Source organism: Chryseobacterium electrogenes (assembly GCF_053553015.1).
In genome coordinates this window covers 2,683,238-2,707,229 of the sequence record NZ_JBNPPB010000002.1, presented here as the reverse complement: position 1 = coordinate 2,707,229, position 23,992 = coordinate 2,683,238, and the positions used below count along the sequence as shown (strand labels likewise).

Below are 23,992 nucleotides of genomic sequence, written 5' to 3'. Positions count from 1 at the left end.
TGTTATATGTTATTTCAATGACCTATATTCTTCTCGCTTTTCTATCAGGAATCTTCTCTGTCAGTCGTCCCTGATTTGCGAGTGCAAAAGTAAAAACTTTTTCCGATATACACAACTCTTATTATTACTATTTTTCTTAGCCATAATAATCATCATCACACATCTTATACTCTACTCCTACGCTTGCTAATCTATCTCGATTTGCGTTTGCAAAAGTAAAACTTTTTATCAATACTCGCAAATAAAATTTGTATTTATTTTTTGAGAATCTTTATAGTTTATGTCATCTTTACTGTCTTCTGCGCCGCTCTTATCTCTAATTGCGACTGCAAAGGTAAGCCCTTTACATATCTCCCGCAAACTTATTGTGAACTATTTATTAACGCATCCTTAAACACACTGAAATTCAATGCTATTTTTTTAATCTTAGTCTTCAGACATGGATGCATGATTGAAAGATTGCAAAATGCAAGGTTGAAACAATACAGCGATAAGGCTATATAAAATAAGCCTATCGAATTAGACAGGCGCATCTATTTTAACGGGAAGGATTCGATTTTAAATAATGAAAGTAAGCTTCTAGTTGCCCTCTTTGCTCCTTGGTCAGGTTAGCGTCATGATGCTTCTGTATGTAAGATGGCAAAGGCATTTTGAAATTAGCAATAGCTTGGACGCTTTTCTCTAACATTCCTTCTTTCTGAAATTGGTTATAATTACCCCACTCAGAAAAGTTAAGATACTTACGACCTTCTTTAATATGATCATTTACCATCCAAGAAATTGGCGCTATGTAAGCATAATCTGGATAAATCGTTTCGTTAGAGTGGCAATCGTAGCACGAAGCCTTCAACAAAGCCACGATATTAGGTGGCGTATTTTCTAGATTAATAAAATTTTTGGTCTTATCAATCGGCTTTAACGTTCTGTCAATAGGAATAAACTGTATTAAAACAGCAAGTAAAACAACTCCTAATATTATTTTTATAAAATTTTTCAATCTGTTTGTACTTCATTTTTCAAATCCCAGGTTTCATTAATCTCCCACATTGGTCTGATATTAACCTTAGTCATTGGATTGGTATCTTTATTTTTTCTGAAAAGATAGACGTCTTCTGCCAACGTTTCTTTCTCAAAGTCTGCAGAATCCCAAACACCGTTATCATTATTGTCTACCAAAATCCTTAAATGATAATTACCTGGCATAAGATTAGCAAAATGTACTTTCGCTTCCTTAGCCAACTTACTATAAACAACTTTCCCATCTGTACTAAGCATCTGAATCCAAAATGGATGCTCTGGCGCATTAAGCAAGGTTAGCGTTAATGATCCTAGATTTTCGGCTTTTTCAGTTTCAAAATCGAAACGGTAAGACTTCTCTATACTTCTATAATAAGATTGAACGCTTTCTTTGGGGATGTTAAGTTGATACTTTTTCCCGGGTTTTAGGTCGCCCTTAATATTAATCTGAAAAGGATCATCCTTAGCCACCTCAGCAGTAAAAGCTTGTGAAATACTATCTGAAACTAAAGTGAATTTGTCCAATAATATTTTTTCTATAGGTAAATTAGATGCTATTTTAAATAAATCTGTATTCGCAATTTTAGAATCGCCTCTTCTAGAAATGACAAAATCATTTTGTTTTGGGTTAAAACGATACGACAACTTAATTGTATCTTTTTTGGCACCTATAGAAGCTTCATTAACGAATTTCATGTTTTCTATTTTGTCGACACCGATGTTTTCTTTAACAGCATCAAACCAAACGTAGGCAGAATCCGATTTAGGACGATGCGTCACTTTATAATTCTTAAGCTCTGGTGAGACAGATCTAATATCTAATTTTTCAGGATTACCTTCAAATAAAAATAATAGTCCGCCCGGGATTTCTTTCTTCTCTTTATATGTCGCTTTCCCTACCGAAGAGTATAACTTGAGATTAAGTCCAGAGATATTATTTTCACCTAGATCTACAATATCTTTTTGGAACGCTACTTTCTCCTTTCCTGGATCGAAGATAGAATTTTGGTTAAGGTCTTCAAAACCGAGAATCCTATATTTGCCTGGTGAAAGATAATTCAATTCATAATAACCATCTGGATCTACCTTAGTGATATAATATGGCTTCTGACGATAATCCATCGTATCTTTTACCTGATATAATCCCACTACGATATTAGCTTCTTTATTCTCTGCCTTTTTTTCGCCCAAAGCATCTGTTAGATTACCACTAATATATAGATTATCAATCTTGTCACCTGTAGAAAAAGCGAAGTTATAATAAGGCAAAATGTTACCTTCATTAAGATCGGTAATAGCATTTCCGAAATTAAAATTATAGGTTGTATTGGCTTGTAGCGTATCAGACCATTGGATTAATAAATATTTAGTCGACAAATTCCCCGGAAGGATCTTCTTAATCTTAGTAATTGGCGGGGAGATAATTAGATTCTTATTAATATCTTTCAAATTGATATACTCGTCAAAATCTATCCTAAGCTCCTTAATATCTCTCGGTACATTAATCCTTGACGAATCTATATTAGACGCCATAAACTTAGGCGCCAAAGTATCTTTGTCACCGCCAACAGGAGATCCTACTCTTGCACATGAAGCAAGCGTTAATCCTATGATGAAAAGAAAAAATATCTTCTTCATATATATTATTAAAGTGCAAAAATAAACAATCTAAAACTTAATAGATTAATGTTCTACATCTTTTAAAGAATCACCTTCAACAAAAGTTTTCTGAAGCTTTTCTTTTTCGGTAGGGAAATCATCAAACAAACCTGACAATGCCATCGCCGAATATACCCGTTGAGAGTACTTATTACCAATGGCAACAATAGTTACTTTAGATTTTAAAGAATGTACAAAAACCGCATTAGATCCATGCCACCAACCGTTATGATAGGTTAACTTTTCTCCATTATCAAAGATTTTCATCCTGAAGCCAATCCCGTAATTGTTAATCCCTGTTTTCTCATTACTATAACCTTCGAAGATTTTATTCTTAAGATCTGATTTCAAAAAATCTTTAGAAAATAAAGCGGTAGAAAACTTAAGAAGATCTCTTGGAGTTGTATAAACATTCTTGTCTCCATAAATCAAATCAAAATGATCCAAAGGATACAATCTATTATTACCATTATAAAAGGATTGAGATGCTGTTGGGATATCTTTCTCTTGAAAAATAAAGCTATGCTGCATCTTAAGAGGCTTAAAAACAATCTCTTGCATTGCTTCTGGGAAAGAGGTTTTGGTAACCTGCTCTACAATTAAAGCCAACAATGCAAAATTAGTATTACAATACATAAATCCCGTATTGCTAGGTCTTGCTAACTCTGGCTTATCTCTAATTAAAATATTAAGAACATCTTTATTACTGATAAATGTCTGCTTTAGCTCTGCTGGTGCTGGTACAACAGATTTATCAAAGTATTCGTATTTTGGGAGGCCACTTCTCTGTGAGACTAAACTAAAAACAGTAACCCCTGGATAAGGAAATTTCGGGAAAAACTTCGTAATATCATCTTCCAGCTTTAGTTTTCCTGCTTCTACTAACTTAAGAATTGCCATTGCTGTCATGGTCTTACTGACTGAAGCTACGTGAAGTGGTGTATTTTCGTTAATTGGCATTTCATTATTAACTCTACCAAAGCCTCTGTATTTTTCAAACAGAACATCATCTGCTTTTGCCACTAATACTCCGCCACTAAGATTACCTTTCTCCCAAACGTGATTATAATAATTATTAATCTGAGACACAATAATTGCTTTATTATCAAGCAGTCTATCTTGCGCCGTAAAAACCTCATCTAAGTGGACGTTAGAATAATTGGGAAGATGACTAACGTAGCCCGGTTCTTCCTTAGGTGCATTTTCCTTTTTACAACTGTACGTCAACAACATCAAAGCGAGCAAAAAGACACCTCTGGATTTCTTCATAATCTATAACATTTAACAAAATTAAACAGAACGCTAAAGTATGAATTAATACAAAAGTGAGAAACCTAGAAAATGTTATTTTATGTTAAATAAAAAGCCTTATTGATACGTAAAGCTCCATAGATACAAGAAAGATGTATAAATCTGGATGCTTTCATATTTTTCATATTGATTTTTAGTATTTTAAATAAAAAACAAGGATGTTTTGTTTTGCCGAAAACATTTCTACAAAGTCGGCTTAGTTTCCTAAGGTAAGATAATCCAAAGTATTGTTATTGTTTTGTGATGGTCCACTCTCCTTTAAGATTGCTTCTTCTCCAAGTTCCTTTTTTGGTTATTAAATTTCCATGAAAATAAAAAAACATAGGATTGTTAGAGCTTATAGCGCCTAGCACACCATCATCACTCACACTATTAAAGATTTCATCATTATACGGTCCGTAGACACCAGAAATCTGACCGCTTTTTGCAACAGTAATACTAAAACTACCACTCTCATCTCCCGTATATGTACCAAACCATTTTCCCATAAAAGGAGAGGTATATCTTTCTTTAGCTTTTTCTTCTAAGTAGCTATCAAGAATACGCCCACAAGATATTACTGTAAATGACAGTGCAACAAGCAGGTAAATAGGAAAATACTGTTTTACGATAAGTTTCATGTTTTTTAATTTCATTTAGTAAGACAACAGCTTTTTTTTGTTAAAGATTAAAATACTATTACAAGTGTAAATATTTTTTTTCAATCTCACAATAGAGTAAAAAAATAGCACCGCTTTATAAAAACAGTGCTAAACCTTTATATCAATATTATTAGATTGAAAATAGATGGAGAATCTTATCTACAATAACTTGTGCTAATTTGGTTTTACTTTGATGTGTCCAGCCAGCAATATGTGGCGTAACAATTACCTTATCCGAGTTAAGTAGATAAGCTAGATCATCATTACCATTAGAACCAGACGAAGACGATGTATCTAGATTCTCGAATGAAGCTTTCTCATACTCTAGGACATCTAAGGCAGCAGCTTTAATCTTGCCGGACTTCAAGCCTTCAACTAAAAACCTCGTTTCTATATTTTTTCCTCTTGCTGTATTAACCAAATAGAAATTATTGGTCATATTATTAATAAAAGATTCGTCTATTATATAATGTGTAGCCTCAGTCAAAGGAATATGAAGGCTAATAATATCAGCTCTTGCCTGCAGTTCTTCTAAAGAAACCTGCATCCCAAACTCATCCGAAAGGCCAGGCAATATATCATAGAAAATCACCTTAACATCAAAACCACTCAATCGCTTTGCCGTGGCTCTACCCATATTACCATAGCCGATTATCCCAAAGGTCTTGCCTAATAGCTCATCACCGCGGTTCTCTTCTCGTAACCAAATACCGTTTTTCACTTCATTAGAGGCAATAAATAACCTGTGCATTAATAATAAAAGCATCCCAACAACATGCTCTGCTACAGAATCCCGATTACCTTCTGGCGAACTGATCAAAGTAATATTGAGCTCTTGAGCTTTTTCGACATCAATATTCTCCATGCCTGCTCCTACTCTAGCTACAAATTTCAGGTTCTTGGCTGTTGTCAGAAATTGCGCATCAATAGGAATTCTACTCCTTATAATAATACCATCATAATCTTGTATCTTAGCGAGAACCTCATCATAACTAGATGTATAATCTTCTTCTAAAACAAATTGATGAGCTAATAATTGCTCTTCTATTAATGGGTGATTTTTATCTAACAACAATACTCGTCCTCTCATAACAATCAGTATTTAATATTAAAAAAACGGAAGATAAATCTTCCGTTGTATTACTTTTCTATTTCTCCAGAGAATAATTTCTTAAGCTCTATGGATTCTGTTGGTTTCATTCTTCCAGAAAGGATTAATGATAATTCTTTACGACGAAGTGCTGCATCATAACGTTTTTTCTCATCTTCGGTTTCTGGTTCAACCTGAAAAATAGGAACAGGCTTATTAAACTCATCTACAGCAACAAAGGTATAAATCCCTTCATTAGTATGTATTTTTCTTTGATTAATCGGGTCATCTAACCATACGTCTACATAAATCTCCATTGAGGTAGAAAATGCTCTGGTTATTTTGGATTCTAAAACAACAATCCCTCCTTCTGGGATAGGATGATTAAAAGAAACATGATTAACAGATGCAGTTACCACACGTCTTTCACAATGACGGGTTGCAGATATAGAGGCTGCACGATCCATACGAGACAATAATTCGCCACCAAAAAGGTTACGTAGTGAGTTGGTTTCGTTAGGAAGAACAATATTGGTCATTACCGTTAACGATTCCGAGGGATGTTTTATTTTTTTCATAATTATTTAGTCGTCGTAATTATTTGACTTTTTAAAGAATCTACTTTAACAGAATCTTGAGGTTTTACTTTAGCAGAATCTATTTTTACAGGTACAATTTTCTTTACATCTTGGTTAGGAAGATTGTAGAATGACTTTACACCAAATAGTTTTTCGCTATTGGTTACACCTACATAGATAATCCCAATCATAGGTAAAGCCACTAGAAGAGTCCACAATACAGAACGGTTCATCTGATAAGGCTGTTGACCATTATCTGTAGCTGTACTGAAATCTGAAGAGCCAATACGCGGAACGTCTATGGCTTCTAATCCATAAAAGCTATTATCCAAAACATTGGATTCTGGGAAAAAATGCATTTTGCCAGCGACATTGGTCCATTTACCAAGGCCTTCAATTTTAGCTTCTCCTTTTTCTAGAAGATCTTTTACGATCTCATGAGACAAGGTAGTGAATTGATTATCTGCTTTGACACCACGATTAATATCAAAATTCAATTCTTGTTTTGGTGGTAATATTTTATCATTTTCGGTATCAACTTCGGCATGTTTTGTCACCAGCGACAAAGTCCCTAGCCCCGAAAAATCCACCTTTTTTCTTAGATGTAATACTTGGATTATTTGCTGCGCAATATTCATAATGTGCAAATTTAGAATTTTATAACAGGATGACCAAAAAATTATCAATTTTCAAAAAACAAAAAGACAGCCCAAGTATAGACTGCCTTTATAGTTATATTAATAAGAATGTATTATTTAAACTTAAGAGAAACCCCAACTAAAAAGTTAGTGCCTGCCTGTGCATAATAAAATGGTGTACCATCTACAAATCCATTATTTATATACTTCTGATTAAAAATATTGTTAACCAAAACATTAAAACCTAAATCAGTTTTGCCCCAAGCTACATTATAGCTGGCGATAAAATCAGATAAATAGTAAGATTTTAGCTGATTTTCTTTTTTTTGTGTGTTATCCAAGTACTGAGACCCCACCAATTTATTAACCCAAGATAGTTGAACATCTTTAACAGGAAGATAATTAAGCGTTAGGTTACCCATAAACTTAGGAGAAAAAGAAATATCGGTTGTCCCTAGACTTTGTGTTCCGTTTTCTGATTCAACAAAATAATTTTTATTTTTATTAGAACTCCAAGTGGTGTTGAGCAATAGATTAAATTCTTTAGAGATATTATAGCCAGCTCCAATCTCTAGCCCCGCTCTATAGCTGTCACCAACATTCTCATGAAGCGCCGCTCCTACATCGTTAATCGCACCAGAAAGTACTAGTTGATTTTTGTACGACATATAATAAGCATTAGCCGTTAATGATAAATTGCCTATTACTTTATTATAACCTAACTCAAAATCGTGAAGCGTCTCGTACTTTACGTTAGGATTGCTTGTTATATCATTTCTCACAGGCTCGCGATGAGCATTAGCATAAGAAACATATAGGTTACCTCCATCTACATTAAAGCTTGCTCCTACTTTTGGATTAAAAAAGGTAAAGTTTTTATTAAAATTAACGCCCGGTTCTTCTGCACTTTCCAAAATCGCATGTGATCTGTAATTAATTGTTCTTAACTGTAAATCTGCAAAAAGCTCGACACCTCCTATTTGATACAAAGCTTTAGCATATCCAGACACCTCATCTTTAATCCCATTATTTCTGTAATACTCGTGCGGCATCTTAATTTGTTGCACATTAGACCCACTGATAATCTCTCCAATGTGACGTCCATAATATTGATTAGCCACAACTCCGAAATTAAAATTCCATTGATCCAACTTACCATTAAGATCAGCTACAATACCGTAAAAATCATTCTTCAAAAACTTACGTCTTATAAGATCACCACGGGTTATGGTTTCGCTACCAACAACTAGGTTAGACATCCCGTATTTACTAAACTTCTGATTGGATTTATAATTTTCATAATAACCATTTCCGTCTGTGTAATGCAAGGTTGTATTAAGTTTCCATTGGTCGTTAAAAGCCTGCTCCCAAACAAAATGATAATGTTTTTGGTTATAATTATCCGTTTCGTTATCGTAGAAGCCAGTTACATTTCCACTTGCATTATAGATTTCTCCAGAAGGGTTATATCTAGGGTTTTCTTTATATTTATCTTTAGAAATACCGTTCCAAGCTTGATAAGTTTTCTCCTTTCCTCCAAAAGTCTGGAATCTTAGCTTAGTGTTTCCATCTTTATATACCGCAACCACATTGTAAGAGTTAAGATCAGAAAATGCTCTATCAATATATCCATCAGATTTTATGATAGAATATCGTCCCATTACCGATAGTTTACCACCTAATAGACTACCCGTACCCGCCTCAAAAGAATGCTTATGTGTGTTAAAAGATCCCACAGATTGTTGCGTAGATAGATAAGCTTTATCTTCTGGATCCTTACTAATTATATTAACACTAGCGCCAAAAGCAGCCACACCATTAGTAGATGTCCCAACACCACGCTGGATAATTATATTAGATGCAGAAGAAGTAACATCAGGAATATTGACAAAAAATGTCCCTTGAGATTCGCTATCATTATACGGCACTCCATTAAGCATCACATTAATACGCGTTGCATCTACTCCTCTAATCCTAAGTCCTGTATAACCCACGCCATTACCAGCATCTGATGTTGTCTCTACAGACATTTGGTTTTTCAAAAGATAAGGTAAATCTTGTCCTAGGTTTTTGTTACTAAGGTCTTTTTCAACATTAATAATCTCCTTAGTAACGGGAAGTTTTTTGATAATTTTAATCTGTTCAATCTCTTGTATTGAATCCTTTTTGGACTGTGCCAAAACCGCTGTGCCCACCAGAAGGGCTGATAAAAATAAATATCCTTTCATTCTCAATATATAATTAATTGGAATAAAAGGATGCACCAAATAGCCTAGCCATTTGCATAGTTCCCTTGGCAGCATTACCTGCCCAGGTTCTTAGGGTATAATCTCAGCCTTTATGGGGCACCCCTTTTTCCGATTACAAACTTATGAAAAAAAAATATATTTTATTGAAAATATTTTAATTGTTCATTTCCTTAAAGGATTAATAACAATTCTATTAGAAAAAATTACTTAGAAGTTAATCCATAAAAGATAGACCCTTTATCCATCCCAGATAGATATCCGTATTTCTAAGAATAAAAAAAATTAAAATCAAAATAATAGCAATCATCACTGCTTTCATCCCAAACATTTGGTCACTAAGTTTAGCGCATCGTTTTTTGAAAAAATTTAGTTTTAAAATTAACCCGATCAAAGTATAAGTTGCGAAAATAAATAGTAATGGATTTAATAAAAAAGCTTGTTTAAAGTTAAAATGAAGCAATTGATGTAAAGCACGCTGACTCCCACAGCCAGGACAATCATAGCCTGTCACCATCCTGAAAGGACAAGCCACAAACCAAGATGACTCTGATGGATTACTCACAAAAAAGAGTACCAAAACTCCTAATATCAAACCAATGACTACTACTTTTCTCATATCCACATCAATCCTAACTAGACGACAACCTAACTAGACTTATAAAATAATTTTTTACTTTATAGTAAAAACAATAAAACATAGACAAAAGTAATATAATTTATTTCAAATCTAAATTACATAACTCGTATAAAAGTTTTAAAATTCGTAAATTTGGACAAATTTAACATGAATTAAACATTGTGCGAATATCGATGATAATCTCACAATGCTCAACAAGGTGTAGATTTGTATATTTCGCACCAGTCCGTGTTGCGTATCATTACGTAACAGCTCATATAGCAATAACTTAAAGACTGGTAAAAGTGAAAAATATTATATCACAAACCCACCTTTAAAATTGAAAAGATTTCTATATGAACATTTACAAGACTTATCTCCAAGAGATTGAAGAAAGAAAAGCCCAAGGACTTCATCCTAAGCCAATTGACGGTGCAGAATTGTTAAGCGAAATTATTACGCAAATTAAAGATTCTAATAACGCAGATAGACCGGATTCTCTTCAGTTTTTCATTTACAACACTCTTCCAGGAACAACTAGCGCGGCTGGTGTTAAGGCTAAATTTTTAAAAGAGATTATTCTTGGCGAATCTTTAGTAGAAGAGATTTCTCCCGCTTTCGCCTTTGAGTTATTATCTCACATGAAAGGTGGTCCATCTATCGAAGTTTTATTGGACTTAGCGTTAGGTACAGATGCTGACATTGCAAAACAAGCAGCAGACGTACTAAAAACTCAAGTTTTCCTTTATGATGCAGACACAGCTCGCCTTAAAGAAGCTTACGACAATGGTAGCGATATTGCCAGAGAAATCCTAGAAAGCTATGCAAAAGCTGAGTTTTTTACAAAACTTCCAGAAGTTGCAGAAGAAATTAAAATTGTAACATTCATTGCTGGCGAAGGTGATATTTCTACCGATTTATTATCTCCAGGTAACCAAGCGCACTCTCGTTCTGACAGAGAATTGCATGGTAAATGTATGATTACATCTCAAGCACAAGAAGAAATAAAAGCGTTGCAAGCGCTACATCCAGATGCAAGCGTTATGCTAATTGCTGAGAAAGGCACAATGGGCGTAGGTTCTTCTAGAATGTCTGGTGTTAATAACGTAGCACTATGGACAGGTAAACAAGCAAGTCCTTATATTCCATTTGTGAATATCGCACCAATTGTTGGTGGTACTAACGGCATTTCTCCAATTTTCTTAACAACAGTTGATGTAACTGGAGGTATCGGAATTGACCTTAAAAACTGGGTGAAAAAAGTAGATGCAGAAGGTAATGTTGTACGTAACGAAAGCGGAGATCCTGTTCTAGAAGAGGTATATTCTGTTGCAACAGGTACAGTTTTGACTATCAATACTAAAGAGAAAAAATTATACAACGGCGATCAAGAATTAATTGATTTAACTAAATCTTTCACGCCACAAAAAATGGAATTCATCAAAGCTGGTGGTTCTTACGCGATTGTTTTTGGTAAAAAAATCCAAACATTTGCAGCTAAAACTTTAGGCCTTGAAGCACCTATAGTTTTTGCACCTTCTAAAGAAATCTCTATCGAAGGTCAAGGTTTAACAGCTGTTGAAAAAATATTTAACAGAAATGCTGTTGGTACAACACCAGGCAAAGTATTGCATGCAGGTTCTGACGTTCGTGTAGAAGTTAACATCGTTGGATCTCAAGATACAACAGGACTAATGACTTCTCAGGAATTAGAATCTATGGCGGCGACTGTGATCTCTCCAATTGTTGACGGAGCTTATCAATCTGGATGTCACACAGCTTCTGTTTGGGATAAAAAAGCTCAGGCTAATATTCCTAAATTAATGAAATTCATGAACGATTTCGGATTAATCACAGCACGTGACCCGAAAAATGAATACCACGCTATGACAGACGTTATTCATAAAGTTCTTAACGATATTACAGTCGACGAATGGGCAATTATCATCGGTGGAGATTCTCACACGAGAATGTCAAAAGGTGTCGCTTTTGGTGCTGACTCTGGTACGGTAGCTTTGGCTTTAGCAACTGGTGAAGCATCTATGCCAATTCCAGAATCTGTAAAAGTAACTTTCAAAGGTAACATGAAAAAGCACATGGATTTCCGTGATGTAGTTCATGCAACTCAAGCGCAGATGTTAAAGCAGTTTGGTGGAGAAAATGTTTTCCAAGGTCGTATTATCGAAGTTCACATTGGTACACTTCCTGCTGACCAAGCATTCACCTTTACAGACTGGACAGCAGAGATGAAGGCTAAAGCATCTATCAACATTTCTGAAGACAATACTTTAATTGAATCTTTGGAAATTGCAAAAGGTAGAATTCAAATCATGATTGACAAAGGTATGGATAACCATAACCAAGTGCTTCAAGGTTTGATTAACAAAGCCAATAAGAGAATTGAGGAAATTAGATCTGGTGACAAACCTGGATTAACGCCTGATGCTAATGCTAAATATTATGCTGAAGTTGTTGTAGATCTAGACGTAATTGTAGAGCCTATGATTGCGGATCCAGATGTTAACAACGACGATGTTTCTAAAAGATATACGCATGACACCATCAGAGATCTTTCTTATTATGGTGGAGAGAAAAAAGTAGACCTTGGTTTTGTTGGATCTTGTATGGTTCACAAAGGTGACTTGAAGATCGTATCTCAAATGCTTAAAAACTTAGAAAAACAAAATGGTAAAGTAGAATTTAACGCGCCATTAGTGGTTGCTGCGCCTACTTATAATATCATTGACGAACTAAAAGCAGAAGGCGATTGGGAATTTTTAGAAAAGTATTCCGCTTTTGAATTCAACGATAACGCGCCAAAAGGTGAAGCTCGTACAGAATACAAAAATGTAATGTATCTAGAGCGCCCTGGTTGTAACCTTTGTATGGGTAACCAAGAGAAAGCTGCAAAAGGAGATACTGTTTTGGCAACTTCTACGCGACTTTTCCAAGGAAGAGTTGTAGAAGATTCTGAACGCAAAAAAGGAGAATCTCTATTAGCATCTACTCCAGTAGTTGTATTATCTGCAATTATCGGTAGAATCCCAAGCATAGAAGAGTACAAAGCCGCTGTAGAAGGCATCGACCTTACAACATTTGTCCCTTCTATCAAGGAGCTTACAAGCACACATTAATTAACAAATAGCTCTTATCAACAAGAGTTTATTTTAAAATAATTAAAATCAAAAATCCCGTCAAGTTTTACTTAACGGGATTTTTTTATATACAATTTTTAAATTTAGTTTTACAGAAATCGAGATTTTTAATGAATTTTAATCTCTTGTGCTGGTTGATTATTTTCTGGATCTTTTGGTAAAATTACCGTTAAAATTCCATCTTCATAATTGGCAGAAATATTCTCTGTGGCAACTTTCTCATTAAGTTGAAAAGAACGCTCAAACGATGTTGGATAAAATTCTTGATAAATAAAATCAGAATCTGACTTTCTTTCTGTTTCCTTATAAGAAATTGTCAATACCGAATTTTTAACCGAAATCTGAAATTGTTCTTTCTTTAATCCTGCTGCAAAAAGTTGTAGGGCAAAATATTCTTTACTTTCAGAAATATTAACAGGCTTGTGAACGCTTAATTTTTCTGCGATAGCTTCTTTGAGCGGATGTTTTCCGTTAAAGAATCCATCTCGTAGTTTATCTAATTTATGATTAAATTGATCTCTACAAAAATCTTTTCTATCTCTCGTGTTATTGTGTGTTGTAAACATGTTTTGTTCTTTTAAAATTAATAGTTAGTTGATTGGGATAATTGCGATATTTTCTTTTCTCGCATTGTGATAACTTGGCTTTACCGCAAAATTGTAGTCTTTTTTTGGATTAAAGTTGAGCGGCAAATCTTTCTCATAAGCTTGGAAATGACGCTGTTCTCTTCTTCTCAATTTGGAAGCGATTAATGTCCCGATTCCTGCAACAACGCTTCCTAGTAAAAGTAATTTGAAAATCGTACCGATAATTAATGTTGCAACGCCTGCAATAATCGTAATCCCGATTAATTTGGGCAATATATAACGTTTGTTATGTCTCATTGTTTTAATATTAAGTTTATAAATCTAAAGGCCTTTTTAATGAAGACGACCTTAGAGTAATTTTACTTTAAAGTTTTTTTATTTTTTTTGAAAACCTTTATGGAAGCCAAATACATCAACTTTAATTAAAACAAAAACTCCCAAAACCGATTGATTTTGGGAGTTAATTATATTAAGTTTCTTTGTCTAAAATTTACATTTATCACCGAAGCGTTTATTCCATTCTTCTCGGAATCGTTCTCTATGTTCGCCAGAAAAGCCATGTTTCTTTTCTTCCATTTTTCTTCTTTTGTTAAATCCATTGCGTGGTTTATTAAATCTAAAACCGCCAAACAAAATTTTTGACAGAATAAACAGCCCAAAAGCCTGCCAATAACTAATACTCTTGACACCTAATATTTCCGGTAACAAAGCATTCCAAAGCCATTGTAACAGCCAAACTAGCAAAAAAACCAGTCCAATAGCACACAAAAACCCGAAGGCAAATTTCTTCTTATGTTGTTTTCTATATCTAGGATTCATCATTCTATTAATCGTTAAGTTCTTTATATAAATGACCTAATTTTACACGCAAATGCTTTACGGCATAGCCTTTTCTACTGATAATGGTTTTGATATTTTCGCCTTCGTTATCTGCAATTTCTTGCAAAGTTAAGTCTTCGATTTCGTTTTGAATAAAAACATGGCGTTGTTTTTCTGGAAGTTCGTTCAATGCTTTCATGAGTTCGTCCCAAAAAATATCTTTAAACATCTTGAGCTCAGGATTGTTAGAATCGTCTGCCAGCAAAATTTCTTTAACATTAAAACTTCCATCCTCGTCCTCATAGACATAATCTTCTAAAGAATCACTTTTCTTTTTCCGGTAATTGTCTGTGATTTTATTTCTTGTCACCGAGTACAGCCACGCACCCACATTTTCCAACTCATCAATGTTGGTCAATCGGCTGGTCTGATACCACACTTCTTGTAAAATATCTTCTGCATCCTCGGTTTTGCTGACCTTTCCTTTAATGAAACGCAACAATTGCGAGCCGTAATTCTTCACGACTTCCGTCAGCGATACCGATTTTTTTTCAGCCATTGAGTCCAAATATAGCGAGTCCATATTTCAGAAGACGAAGCTAAGATAAAATTACTTTAACTTTTTCAAAAAATTTGTTTTAAAACTCTCGCCTATCGGGATTTCTTGTTCAGAAATAAGTAAAACGTTCTTGCTGTCGATGCTTTTTATTTGATTTAAATTTAAAATATAAGACTTATGTATTCTTGCAAATGTAGATTCTGGTAACTTTTCTTCCAAAGATTTCAGTGTATCGAGGACAATATATTCTTGATTCTTGGTTTTAATATTGACGTAATCTTTGATGCTTTCGATGTACAAAATATCGTCAAACAAAATCTTGTGTTGTTGCCCAGAAGATTTAATAAAGACAAAATTCTTTTCTAGTTCTGCAGGTTTAGAAAGTCGCTCCAAAGCTTTTTGAATACTTTTCTCAAACCTCGAGATCGTAATTGGTTTTAACAAATAATCAATCACATTATGCTCATAACCTTCCATCGCAAACTCTGAATATGCCGTGGTCAGGATATATTTGACTTTGTCGCCAACAATTTTCATGAAGTTAATCCCGGACAATTCTGGCATCTGGATGTCTAAAAAAACCAAATCGACTTCGTTATTTTGGATAAACTCTATGGCTTCAATTGGATTGAGAAAGGTAGAAAGCAGCTCAAAATCGGGCATTTCAGAAACATATTTTTCTAAAAGTGAAACTGCCAAAGGCTCATCATCTGTAATAATGCATTTTATTTTCATAACTTTCTGAAAATGATTTTTAATATTTAATGATTCTGCTTAAAGTTCTATTTTTAATTCTACGACAAAACTATTTTGATTGTCAGAAATATTGAGCTCATGTTTGTTAGGATAGATCAATGCTAAACGTTTTTTCACATTCCCAATCCCAATGCCAGAGGTGTGATCTTTGGAACCTTGACGTTTTCGGTTTTCTATTCTAAAATTTAAAACATTGTTAATTTCTTTTAAATCAATTGTCAGTTCACCGCTATTAAAATCACCATGTTTAAAAGCATTTTCTACAAACGGAACCAATAACATTGGCGAAATTTCTACGTCTTCATTTTCTATTTCAGAAGTGCATTTTACCATTTCGGGATTTCTGATTCTTAATTTTTCTAAACCGATTAAACTTTTCACATAACCTAATTCTCGTTTCAACGGTATAAAGTCTTTCTCTAAATCTTTCGTTGAATAGCGCAACATCTCACTCAGTTCCTCGATGGCAGGAAGTGATTTATCCGATTTTTGATAGACCAAAGAATAGATATTATTGAGAGAATTAAAAATAAAATGCGGATTAATCTGAGTTTTCAAAGCCTTGAGTTCGGCGGATTGTTTTTCTTCAATTAACTGTTGACGTTCTTCTTCTCTTTTAAAAAATATATTAAACAAAGCCAGCGCAGTACTAATAAATAACGTACCAGAACTATATGAAACATTATCAAAATAATAAAACCAAAACGGCGTTTCCTTAGCATAATTACCATGCCCAATAAACCAAGGTAAAATCAATTCTTCGGTCATATAACGGAAAAACACAAAACATCCAACGCTAATAAAAAAACCAAAAATGGTTAAATAAAGCTTTTTGATATTGAAAAAAAACGGAACGATGTAAAAGTAATTGATATAAAAAACAATAAAACCAACGATAAAGAAAGTGACATTGAAAACTGCATGTTTAGTATCCCATGCTAAAATAGGTAGCAAAATGGAAAAAGTAAGATTAAGCAGCCAATAAAAAATATGGAGAAAGAGGATTTGATTTTTTTTCATGCTCAAATTTAAGCTTATCGTAATTCTAAATCCTATATATTTTCGACAAACCGGCATTTTTTTCCGACGAAACTTTTTTAGTCCGACTTTATTAACGCTTGGTCTAAATGCTATTTTTAAAAAGATTTTGCTGAGCTAGTTTTGTAACATCAATTTTAAACTATGAAAAAAACAATTAGCATATCAGCAATATTATTTAGCGCATTATTTACAGCTCAAACTGCAAATGATACTATTAAAACGAATAAAATAAATGAAGTCGTAATTTCTGGAAAGAAAAAATTAATAGAAAGAAAAGCAGATCGCCTCATCTTTAATGTTGATGCATCTTTGGCATCGCAAGGCATGGACGCAGTAGAAACTTTGGCTAACGTACCAATGATGAAAATAGACGAAAACCGAGGCATTATTTCTATTGTTGGGAAAAGTAGCGTGGCTGTCATGGTTAACGGAAGAATGCTTAATCTCTCTGGTGATGCCTTAATGAACTATCTTAAAACTATCCGCTCAGAGAATATTTCTAAAGTTGAAGTCATTACCACGCCTCCTGCAAAATACGAAGCGCAAGGCAACAGTGGTATCATTAATATTGTTCTTAAGAAAAACCCTAATCTCGGTTTCAGTGGGAATATCGGCACAGGAATTAACCAAAGAACTTACTTTGGAGGAAGCGCTAACGGAACTTTAAATTACCAAACCGAAAAACTTAGTTTAAGCCTTAAAACCAATTATACTAATAGTGCAAAACGTACCAACGAAAACTACTCTATCGTCTCTGATACCATTAGCAGAAGCAAATCTATCCGAAAAGACATGTGGAAAAATCTCTCTCCAAGCTTGATGATGTCTTATAAAATCGGAAAAAAATCAGAAGTTGGATTCAATTATATGTTTTCTACAGAAAATCCTGACATGAATATTGTTAATACAACGGATTATCTTAATAATACTAAAAGCATAGAAAATCTATTGACCAACACACAACATCGTGAGAAAAATAAGATGAATACCTTAAGCGCATATTATGATCTAAAGCTAGATTCTATTGGAAAAAAATTGAGCGTCACAGGAAACTATTACGGAAACAACTCCAACACGACGGTTAACTTCAACACCTTTAAGGCTTCTAACCAAAGTTTAGAATATGTAAAAACCATCTCATTAATCAAACCAGAAATTTTTTCTGGACAAGCTGACCTCGAGCTTCCTTTTTCTTTCGGGACAATTGAGACTGGTGCGAAATATACACAGTTCAAAAACACATCGGATCTGAGTTATTCTACTTTGCAAAATGCTGATTGGGTGATAGATCCTCTACGTACTAATATTTTTAGATATCAAGAGAAAAATATCGCAGGTTATGTAAGTTTTGCAAAAGATTTTGATAGTAAATGGCAAACTAAATTCGGGGTGAGATATGAATCTACTTATGTGGATGGATTGACGCCTTCTACTGGCGAAAGAAATAAATATAATTATGGGCAATGGTTTCCGTCTGCTTTTGTAGCTTATAAAGAAGACAAAAATGCCTACAGTATTTCATATTCCAGAAGAATTAATCGTCCTGATATGGACAATCTCAACCCATTCCGTTGGTACTCTAACACCAATTCTTATTCTTCTGGTAACCCTTTGTTACAGCCATCTTACATTAATAATTATGAAATTTCTTACACTTATAATAATAAGTTAAATGCAAGCTTATTTTATCTTCACCTAAAAAATGGTTTTGGACAAGTTTCGTTTCAAAATGGTTTAGAAAATCAAGGCACCTACTTAAATACTTATGACAATGATTCTTTTGGGCTAAATGTTTCTTACACTGACAAAATCTTACCTTGGTGGGAGGCTACCGCTTTTGCAAGTGCATCTTTAACAAATTCTAAAATTTATAATATCGATGCAACACCCAAGAAAGGGCATACTTTAGATTATAGCATCCGAAATACACTCACGCTGAATACCGCAAAAACCATTAATTTCTTTGTTAATTTCAGTCAGAGTTTACCTTATAAAAACGTGAATTCTTACTTCCATAGTTTTACCAATCTTGATGCAGGGATCAAAGTTTCTCTAATGGAAAAACAACTTCAACTTAACGCCTCAGTCACCAACATTTTTGCACAATATTGGAAAGGTGACATCTATTATGCTAACAACAGTCAACATTTCAACAACTATTGGGATGGTCGCAGCTTCAGACTAAGCGTTAATTATACCTTCGGGAACAAAAAAGTTAAAGAAGCACGCAATATTAATTTTGAAGAAAAAGATAGAGCGAAATAATCTCCTTTAATAAAAACAAAAAATATAACGTTACCAAATCTCAACCTTTGGTAACGTTTTTTATACCACTTAGTGCGCCTTATCTACAGCTCAGCAGAAATTCCTTATTTCTTTTGTAACAAAACAAATTTATGATTGTCTAATCTTGCAGAATCTTATTTATGAACAAGAAATTTATTATAGCTGCTGCTTTTTTGTTAACATCTCAAATTGCCTTTTCTCAAGACAATGACAAAACAGATAAAACTAAAGAGAAAGAAATTGAAGGCGTAAGCATTGTAAAGACCAAAAAAGCTGTTGAGCAAAAAGCAGACAGAACAATATTTGATTTTTCAGAACAAAGTCACCTCAACTCCGGGACGACGATGGAAGGTCTTAAAAAAATCCCTGGAGTAATTGCCTCTGATATGGCTGGGATCATGTACCAAGGAAAATCATTGCAAGTCTTTATGGATGGGCGTCCGCTTAACTTATACAGCGATCAACTGACAGCTTATCTAGAGGGTTTGCCTGCCAATAGTATAGAGCGCGTTGAGATGATTACCCAACCTGGAGCAGAATTTCCTGCAACTTCTGGTGGCGCTATTCTTAACATTATCACAAGCAGAAGTGCCAAGTCTTACTTATCTGCAACTTATGCTGGTGGTTACCGTTTTAGTAATTATGATAAGTATAGAAACAAATTCAATAATAGTTTAACTTTAAATTCTAAAAACCGTTGGTTCGGGTGGCAGTTGAACATTGGACAATCTTACAGCGAAGATGAAACCAAATCTACAATTGACGAAATTTCTAAACTTGGAAATGACAACATCGGCAGAACTCAATTTGTAAGAAGTGCTTTTACTTTTGACTTAGGAAAAGATCGATTATTACTAAATTACAATTTGTCTTACAATAATACTGATCGCTATATTGACAGTTATGCCCTTTCTAATGGTACAGCAATTATCAGTAAAGATAAGACTGATAATGATAATACACGCCATGAGGTAATGGCAACTTACCAGAAGAAATTTGATGATCGTAATAAGAAATTTGAAATCAAAGGAACTTACTCTAATAATAAAGCAAGCTTTAATCAATACTCTCACGTCCTTCAACCGAGAGAGATAATTAATGAGAATACCAATGGCTCTACACAAGAAGTGTACAACCTAAAAGTAGATTATTCTCAGCCTATAAAAATCCTGGACGAAGGAAAATTGGGTGTTGGAGCAGATTACAACCAACAAGATTTTGTGGCAGAAAACTTTAATATAAAAAACTTAGATTATAGTAGTAAAACAAGTGCCGTTTATTCTGAAGTAAATAGCAAAAAAGGGAAATTCGATTTTACATTAGGGCTTCGTGGAGAATATTATAACATCAACGGAACAAGTCTTAATCCAGAAAACGGAAAATATGACCAATTAAAGCCTTTCGATAAATTCAAAGTTTTTCCTAATGCCAGCGTACAGTACAATTTTATCCCGAACATGGTATTTGCCAATATTAACTATAATAAAAAAATTGCCTTGCCGAGTGTTGCCAATCTTAATCCCAACAACACAAGATACGGTAATGCTAACATAGAGTTTTTTGGTGATCCTAACTTGCAACCAACTATTTATGATAATTTCGAAGTTAAATTAAGCGCAATGAATTTTGCTTTTATTGGCTATAACCTAACTTCTGGCAAAAATCAGGTTGTACAACAAGTGATGAGAAAAGATGATAAAATCTTACAAACTTCTGTCAATGTAGATCAGTTGAAAACTCATAATTTCAACATGGGATTCCCAATTCCTTTTGCATTGTTTACCAAGCCCTTTAAGGAAATCATGAAAATGAATTTCAATCCTGATAAGATGAATTTTTTGTACCTATACACTTCATATCAATTGCAAGAGATAGATAAAATTATTAATCCAAAAGGCTATTGGACATACAGTCTTTCTGGGCAATTTATATTACCATCTGATATAAAGCTTAACCTGAGTTACACTTATCTTACCAAGGGAAATTATTATTACTTCTATCCTAATAAGTCGTTTTACAATACTTTTGATGTAAGTGCATCTAAGAAATTTAACAAAGACAGAATGACATTAACTCTGTTTGCTAACGATATTTTCAATACCAAAGAGAATAATCTAAGAACGACCAATGCCTTTCCTAGTGTCAACATTAGTAACAAAAACGACACACGTACTTTTGGATTGTCATTCACTTATAAAATCCCAACTAAAAACAAGTTGGCAAAAGTAGAACAAAATGCATTGTCTGGCGAAACTGCTAAAGAAGATACTGGCAATATCATCAAATAATTAGACCACATTTACATTCATATTAATAAAAAAAGACATTCAGTATTTCTGGATGTCTTTTGCTTTTATAAGATTTCGCAGACTTGCCAAACTTTATCATTCTTAGGCAAAGGTGCAATTATTTCTATTGTTTCTTTTGTAACAGGATGGACAAATGCTAATTTTCTAGCGTGCAGGTTAATCCCTCCATCAGGATTAGATCTTGGAGAACCATATTTAAGATCACCTTTTATGGCTGCACCAATTTTTGATAATTGCGCTCTAATCTGATGATGTCTTCCTGTTTCTAGATCCACCTCCAATAATTGAAAATTATCCAATACTTTAATAATATGATAAGTCAAAATCGCTTCTTTAGTTCCTTCTGATGCTTTAGGATAGACGATTGCTTTATTATTCTTTTCGTTTTTTCTAAGATGATGGACTAATCTTTGTGTTTCTGGGATTTCAGTTTTTGTTACTAATGCCCAGTAAGTTTTTTTTATTTCTCGGTTTTTCACCATCTGCGTAAGGCGAGATAATGCTTTAGAAGTTTTCGCATAGATGACTAACCCTGAGGTTGGCCTATCAATACGATGTACTAATCCCAAATATACATTACCCGGCTTATCATCTCTTTTCTTGATAAAATCCTTTATAAGATCCAACAATGATGAGTCGCCTGTCTTGTCACCTTGCACCAATTGCCCAACAGCTTTGTTAACCACCATGAGGTGATTATCTTCATAGACAATTTGTGAGGCAGAAAATATTTGTTCTGACATTATCGGCTAGCTGTTCTGTTTCTTCCGAATAAAGACATCAAGACTCCTGCAAAAAGACCAATCGTTTTGATCCCTGCTACTTCTGAATCTAATGGTAAAAATGCTCCAACCGCACACAATCCTGCCGCAATATACATTGGTATTTTAAATTTTTGATTAGCCAAAGTCGGTGCTTGCAATGCAAAACTTGCTCCTACCAATAGATAGAAAACTCTTGCAGATAGAATTAAATTAATTTCTGGAGAAAATGGATTAAGCCATCCTACTAATAAACAACCTAAAGCAGCAAATGATACTCCAGCTTGTATTGCCATGATATTTTTCATTAAATATTTTAAAAAATTAATAACTCTCTTTATCGTTAGGGAAATCTGACGTTTTTACATCATTCACGAATTGGGAAACGGCACCAGTAATCTCAGAGTAAAGATCTAGGTATCTTCTAAGGAATTTAGGAGAAAAACCTTGGTTCATGCCAACCATATCTTGATAAACAAGAACCTGTCCATCACAATCTTGTCCCGCTCCAATCCCAATTGTAGGAACTGACACACTCTCTGATGCTCTCTTTGCCAATGCAGCAGGGATTTTTTCTAATACAATAGCAAAACAACCTAATTCTTCGAGAAGTTTACAATCAGCAATAAGTTTTTCTGCTTCTGCTTCTTCTTTTGCTCGTACTTTATACGTCCCGAATTGATAGATACTTTGAGGTGTTAATCCAAGATGTCCACACACAGGTATACCGGCATTGATAATTCTTCTGATAGATTCTTCAATCTCCTTTCCGCCTTCTATTTTAATAGCATGTGCACCGCCTTCTTTCATCATTCTAACTGCAGATTCTAAGGCTTTTTCGGGATTACTTTGATAAGTACCAAATGGTAAATCTGCCACAACCAAAGCTCTTTCTACACCACGTACAACACATTGTGTATGATAGATCATTTGATCCAATGTAATAGGCAAGGTCGTTTCAAAACCAGCCATCACGTTGGCTGCAGAATCACCAATCAAAATAGAATCTACACCACCAGCATCTACCATTTTTGCTGTGGTAAAATCGTACGCAGTAAGCATAGTAATTTTCTCCTTATCGAATTTCATTTTTCGTAAGGTTTCTGTGGTGACTTTTTTTATTTCGGAATGTACAGACATGATTATAATTGTGGATTGTTAATGATTAATGGACCATTATATCGTTACATGACCTAACTTAATAAGCTTGTCATGGTTAATGATTTTTATATTTCTTCCTTCTACAAAGATTAATTCATCTTGTTTAAATTCTGAAATCAATCGGATAGCACTTTCTGTTGCTGTACCAATAAGGTTTGCAATTTCTTCTCTGGTCAAAGATATTTTAATAAAACCTTCTGGATCAGTTCCTAGTTTTTGCTCTAGAAGAATAAGGATTTCTGCTAATCTTTCTCTCACTGTTTTTTGTGCCAAAAAAGTAACTGTATTAGAAGACTCTCCCAATTCGTAAGCTATTTTTTGTAACATGGCATAAGATAGCTTAACATCTACTTCTAACAAGTGTGTAAAGAAATCTGCTGGCAAAAATGTTAACTTAAGCTCTGTCATCGCTTCTGCTTTAGCTTGAAAATTCTCGCCACACAATAAAGATCTATAACCAATAAGGTCGCCTTCTGTACAGAATCTCAAGATCTGATCCTTACCATAAACACCAGACTTAGAAAGCTTTACCGTTCCTTCATTAATAAAATAAACACCTTGCGGTGACTCGCCATCTTCAAAAATAGTATCACCTTTAGAAAACTCTCGTTCTTTAAGTTCTGAAATTAATTTTTCATAGTCTTCGGGCGTTAGACTTTTCTTAAAAGATTCCTTATTAAAGGCGTTGATGAAATTTTGTTCAATAACTTGTTGTTGCTCAAGAGACATAAGAATGACTTTTATCAGCAAAATTAGCTT

At 34.1% G+C, this 23,992-nt stretch carries 22 protein-coding genes; 3 read left to right on the top strand and 19 right to left on the bottom strand.

The window, feature by feature from the left end; translation table 11 throughout:
- Positions 1 to 538: 538 nt before the first annotated feature.
- The 9 genes from ACQQ6V_RS12435 to ACQQ6V_RS12395 all read right to left on the bottom strand — a co-directional run bounded on the left by ACQQ6V_RS12435 (position 539) and on the right by ACQQ6V_RS12395 (position 9,799).
- Positions 539 to 997, bottom strand: coding sequence for a heme-binding domain-containing protein (locus tag ACQQ6V_RS12435; RefSeq protein WP_448845842.1), 459 nt, complete (start codon positions 995 to 997; stop codon positions 539 to 541).
- Positions 994 to 2,655, bottom strand: a complete 1,662-nt coding sequence (locus tag ACQQ6V_RS12430; RefSeq protein WP_448845841.1) for an Ig-like domain-containing domain — start codon at positions 2,653 to 2,655, stop codon at positions 994 to 996. The genes ACQQ6V_RS12435 and ACQQ6V_RS12430 overlap by 4 nt, the downstream gene beginning before the upstream one ends.
- Positions 2,656 to 2,700: 45 nt before the next feature.
- A complete protein-coding gene (locus ACQQ6V_RS12425) occupies positions 2,701 to 3,945 on the bottom strand; it encodes a serine hydrolase domain-containing protein (RefSeq protein WP_448845840.1) in 1,245 nt (414 codons plus the stop codon).
- Positions 3,946 to 4,217: 272 nt separating this feature from the next.
- Positions 4,218 to 4,607, bottom strand: a complete 390-nt coding sequence (locus tag ACQQ6V_RS12420; RefSeq protein ID WP_448845839.1) for a hypothetical protein — start codon at positions 4,605 to 4,607, stop codon at positions 4,218 to 4,220.
- Between the two features lie 151 nt (positions 4,608 to 4,758).
- Entirely contained in the window at positions 4,759 to 5,718 is a 960-nt protein-coding gene (locus ACQQ6V_RS12415) for an NAD(P)-dependent oxidoreductase (protein ID WP_448845838.1), read from the bottom strand.
- Between the two features lie 50 nt (positions 5,719 to 5,768).
- A complete protein-coding gene (locus ACQQ6V_RS12410) occupies positions 5,769 to 6,296 on the bottom strand; it encodes an acyl-CoA thioesterase (RefSeq protein WP_448845837.1) in 528 nt (175 codons plus the stop codon).
- A 2-nt stretch (positions 6,297 to 6,298) separates the two neighbouring features.
- Positions 6,299 to 6,934, bottom strand: coding sequence for a hypothetical protein (locus ACQQ6V_RS12405; RefSeq protein ID WP_448845836.1), 636 nt, complete (start codon positions 6,932 to 6,934; stop codon positions 6,299 to 6,301).
- Positions 6,935 to 7,047: 113 nt separating this feature from the next.
- Positions 7,048 to 9,162 (bottom strand): TonB-dependent receptor, encoded by a 2,115-nt coding sequence (locus ACQQ6V_RS12400; protein WP_448845835.1) that lies wholly within the window; start codon positions 9,160 to 9,162, stop codon positions 7,048 to 7,050.
- Positions 9,163 to 9,397: 235 nt separating this feature from the next.
- Positions 9,398 to 9,799: a DUF2752 domain-containing protein gene (locus ACQQ6V_RS12395; RefSeq protein ID WP_448845834.1), complete on the bottom strand. Its 402-nt coding sequence runs from the start codon at positions 9,797 to 9,799 to the stop codon at positions 9,398 to 9,400.
- A gap of 356 nt (positions 9,800 to 10,155) precedes the next feature.
- Here ACQQ6V_RS12395 and ACQQ6V_RS12390 point away from each other — a divergent pair, with 356 nt between their 5' ends.
- On the top strand, positions 10,156 to 12,933 hold the full coding sequence (locus ACQQ6V_RS12390; protein WP_448845833.1) for a bifunctional aconitate hydratase 2/2-methylisocitrate dehydratase: 2,778 nt from the start codon (positions 10,156 to 10,158) through the stop codon (positions 12,931 to 12,933).
- Between the two features lie 128 nt (positions 12,934 to 13,061).
- Here ACQQ6V_RS12390 and ACQQ6V_RS12385 read toward each other — a convergent pair whose 3' ends face one another.
- The 6 genes from ACQQ6V_RS12385 to ACQQ6V_RS12360 all read right to left on the bottom strand — a co-directional run bounded on the left by ACQQ6V_RS12385 (position 13,062) and on the right by ACQQ6V_RS12360 (position 16,695).
- Positions 13,062 to 13,520, bottom strand: coding sequence for an Hsp20/alpha crystallin family protein (locus tag ACQQ6V_RS12385; protein WP_448845832.1), 459 nt, complete (start codon positions 13,518 to 13,520; stop codon positions 13,062 to 13,064).
- A 24-nt stretch (positions 13,521 to 13,544) separates the two neighbouring features.
- Entirely contained in the window at positions 13,545 to 13,838 is a 294-nt protein-coding gene (locus ACQQ6V_RS12380) for a hypothetical protein (protein ID WP_448845831.1), read from the bottom strand.
- A gap of 186 nt (positions 13,839 to 14,024) precedes the next feature.
- Positions 14,025 to 14,363 (bottom strand): hypothetical protein, encoded by a 339-nt coding sequence (locus ACQQ6V_RS12375; protein WP_448845830.1) that lies wholly within the window; start codon positions 14,361 to 14,363, stop codon positions 14,025 to 14,027.
- A 4-nt stretch (positions 14,364 to 14,367) separates the two neighbouring features.
- Complete coding sequence (locus ACQQ6V_RS12370; protein WP_448845829.1) at positions 14,368 to 14,919, bottom strand: RNA polymerase sigma factor; 552 nt, start codon at positions 14,917 to 14,919, stop codon at positions 14,368 to 14,370.
- Positions 14,920 to 14,970: 51 nt separating this feature from the next.
- Positions 14,971 to 15,654 (bottom strand): LytR/AlgR family response regulator transcription factor, encoded by a 684-nt coding sequence (locus ACQQ6V_RS12365; protein WP_448845828.1) that lies wholly within the window; start codon positions 15,652 to 15,654, stop codon positions 14,971 to 14,973.
- A 39-nt stretch (positions 15,655 to 15,693) separates the two neighbouring features.
- The gene (locus ACQQ6V_RS12360; protein WP_448845827.1) at positions 15,694 to 16,695 is read right to left on the bottom strand and encodes a sensor histidine kinase; all 1,002 of its coding nucleotides are present in this window, start codon (positions 16,693 to 16,695) and stop codon (positions 15,694 to 15,696) included.
- A gap of 162 nt (positions 16,696 to 16,857) precedes the next feature.
- On the opposite strand from ACQQ6V_RS12360, the gene ACQQ6V_RS12355 reads away from it, so the two are divergent.
- Complete coding sequence (locus tag ACQQ6V_RS12355) at positions 16,858 to 18,981, top strand: TonB-dependent receptor domain-containing protein (RefSeq protein WP_448845826.1); 2,124 nt, start codon at positions 16,858 to 16,860, stop codon at positions 18,979 to 18,981.
- A 161-nt stretch (positions 18,982 to 19,142) separates the two neighbouring features.
- Positions 19,143 to 21,290, top strand: coding sequence for an outer membrane beta-barrel protein (locus tag ACQQ6V_RS12350; protein ID WP_448845825.1), 2,148 nt, complete (start codon positions 19,143 to 19,145; stop codon positions 21,288 to 21,290).
- A 65-nt stretch (positions 21,291 to 21,355) separates the two neighbouring features.
- Here the strand turns inward: ACQQ6V_RS12350 and ACQQ6V_RS12345 are convergent, their stop codons facing one another.
- From ACQQ6V_RS12345 to ACQQ6V_RS12330, 4 genes are read right to left on the bottom strand one after another with little or no spacing between them, the layout of a single operon-like run.
- Positions 21,356 to 22,054 carry an RluA family pseudouridine synthase gene (locus ACQQ6V_RS12345; protein WP_448845824.1) on the bottom strand — a complete coding sequence of 233 codons (699 nt, stop codon included), beginning with the start codon at positions 22,052 to 22,054 and terminating at the stop codon, positions 21,356 to 21,358.
- Positions 22,054 to 22,380, bottom strand: coding sequence for a hypothetical protein (locus ACQQ6V_RS12340; RefSeq protein ID WP_448845823.1), 327 nt, complete (start codon positions 22,378 to 22,380; stop codon positions 22,054 to 22,056). Before ACQQ6V_RS12340 ends, ACQQ6V_RS12345 begins: the two co-directional genes overlap by 1 nt.
- A gap of 16 nt (positions 22,381 to 22,396) precedes the next feature.
- Positions 22,397 to 23,212 (bottom strand): 3-methyl-2-oxobutanoate hydroxymethyltransferase, encoded by an 816-nt coding sequence (gene panB / locus ACQQ6V_RS12335; RefSeq protein WP_448845822.1) that lies wholly within the window; start codon positions 23,210 to 23,212, stop codon positions 22,397 to 22,399.
- A 36-nt stretch (positions 23,213 to 23,248) separates the two neighbouring features.
- The gene (locus ACQQ6V_RS12330) at positions 23,249 to 23,962 is read right to left on the bottom strand and encodes a Crp/Fnr family transcriptional regulator (RefSeq protein ID WP_448846207.1); all 714 of its coding nucleotides are present in this window, start codon (positions 23,960 to 23,962) and stop codon (positions 23,249 to 23,251) included.
- Positions 23,963 to 23,992 lie beyond the last annotated feature (30 nt).

Coding starts and splice junctions, on each gene's coding strand:
- ACQQ6V_RS12420 (WP_448845839.1), bottom strand. CDS start 4,607: ATGAAACTTATCGTAAAACAGTATTTTCCTATTTACCTGCTTGTTGCA.
- ACQQ6V_RS12395 (WP_448845834.1), bottom strand. CDS start 9,799: ATGAGAAAAGTAGTAGTCATTGGTTTGATATTAGGAGTTTTGGTACTC.
- ACQQ6V_RS12425 (WP_448845840.1), bottom strand. CDS start 3,945: ATGAAGAAATCCAGAGGTGTCTTTTTGCTCGCTTTGATGTTGTTGACG.
- ACQQ6V_RS12345 (WP_448845824.1), bottom strand. CDS start 22,054: ATGTCAGAACAAATATTTTCTGCCTCACAAATTGTCTATGAAGATAAT.
- ACQQ6V_RS12340 (WP_448845823.1), bottom strand. CDS start 22,380: ATGAAAAATATCATGGCAATACAAGCTGGAGTATCATTTGCTGCTTTA.
- ACQQ6V_RS12400 (WP_448845835.1), bottom strand. CDS start 9,162: ATGAAAGGATATTTATTTTTATCAGCCCTTCTGGTGGGCACAGCGGTT.
- ACQQ6V_RS12385 (WP_448845832.1), bottom strand. CDS start 13,520: ATGTTTACAACACACAATAACACGAGAGATAGAAAAGATTTTTGTAGA.
- ACQQ6V_RS12430 (WP_448845841.1), bottom strand. CDS start 2,655: ATGAAGAAGATATTTTTTCTTTTCATCATAGGATTAACGCTTGCTTCA.
- ACQQ6V_RS12365 (WP_448845828.1), bottom strand. CDS start 15,654: ATGAAAATAAAATGCATTATTACAGATGATGAGCCTTTGGCAGTTTCA.
- ACQQ6V_RS12380 (WP_448845831.1), bottom strand. CDS start 13,838: ATGAGACATAACAAACGTTATATATTGCCCAAATTAATCGGGATTACG.
- ACQQ6V_RS12390 (WP_448845833.1), top strand. CDS start 10,156: ATGAACATTTACAAGACTTATCTCCAAGAGATTGAAGAAAGAAAAGCC.
- ACQQ6V_RS12330 (WP_448846207.1), bottom strand. CDS start 23,962: ATGTCTCTTGAGCAACAACAAGTTATTGAACAAAATTTCATCAACGCC.
- ACQQ6V_RS12355 (WP_448845826.1), top strand. CDS start 16,858: ATGAAAAAAACAATTAGCATATCAGCAATATTATTTAGCGCATTATTT.
- ACQQ6V_RS12410 (WP_448845837.1), bottom strand. CDS start 6,296: ATGAAAAAAATAAAACATCCCTCGGAATCGTTAACGGTAATGACCAAT.
- ACQQ6V_RS12405 (WP_448845836.1), bottom strand. CDS start 6,934: ATGAATATTGCGCAGCAAATAATCCAAGTATTACATCTAAGAAAAAAG.
- ACQQ6V_RS12370 (WP_448845829.1), bottom strand. CDS start 14,919: ATGGCTGAAAAAAAATCGGTATCGCTGACGGAAGTCGTGAAGAATTAC.
- ACQQ6V_RS12350 (WP_448845825.1), top strand. CDS start 19,143: ATGAACAAGAAATTTATTATAGCTGCTGCTTTTTTGTTAACATCTCAA.
- ACQQ6V_RS12360 (WP_448845827.1), bottom strand. CDS start 16,695: ATGAAAAAAAATCAAATCCTCTTTCTCCATATTTTTTATTGGCTGCTT.
- panB (WP_448845822.1), bottom strand. CDS start 23,212: ATGTCTGTACATTCCGAAATAAAAAAAGTCACCACAGAAACCTTACGA.
- ACQQ6V_RS12375 (WP_448845830.1), bottom strand. CDS start 14,363: ATGATGAATCCTAGATATAGAAAACAACATAAGAAGAAATTTGCCTTC.
- ACQQ6V_RS12415 (WP_448845838.1), bottom strand. CDS start 5,718: ATGAGAGGACGAGTATTGTTGTTAGATAAAAATCACCCATTAATAGAA.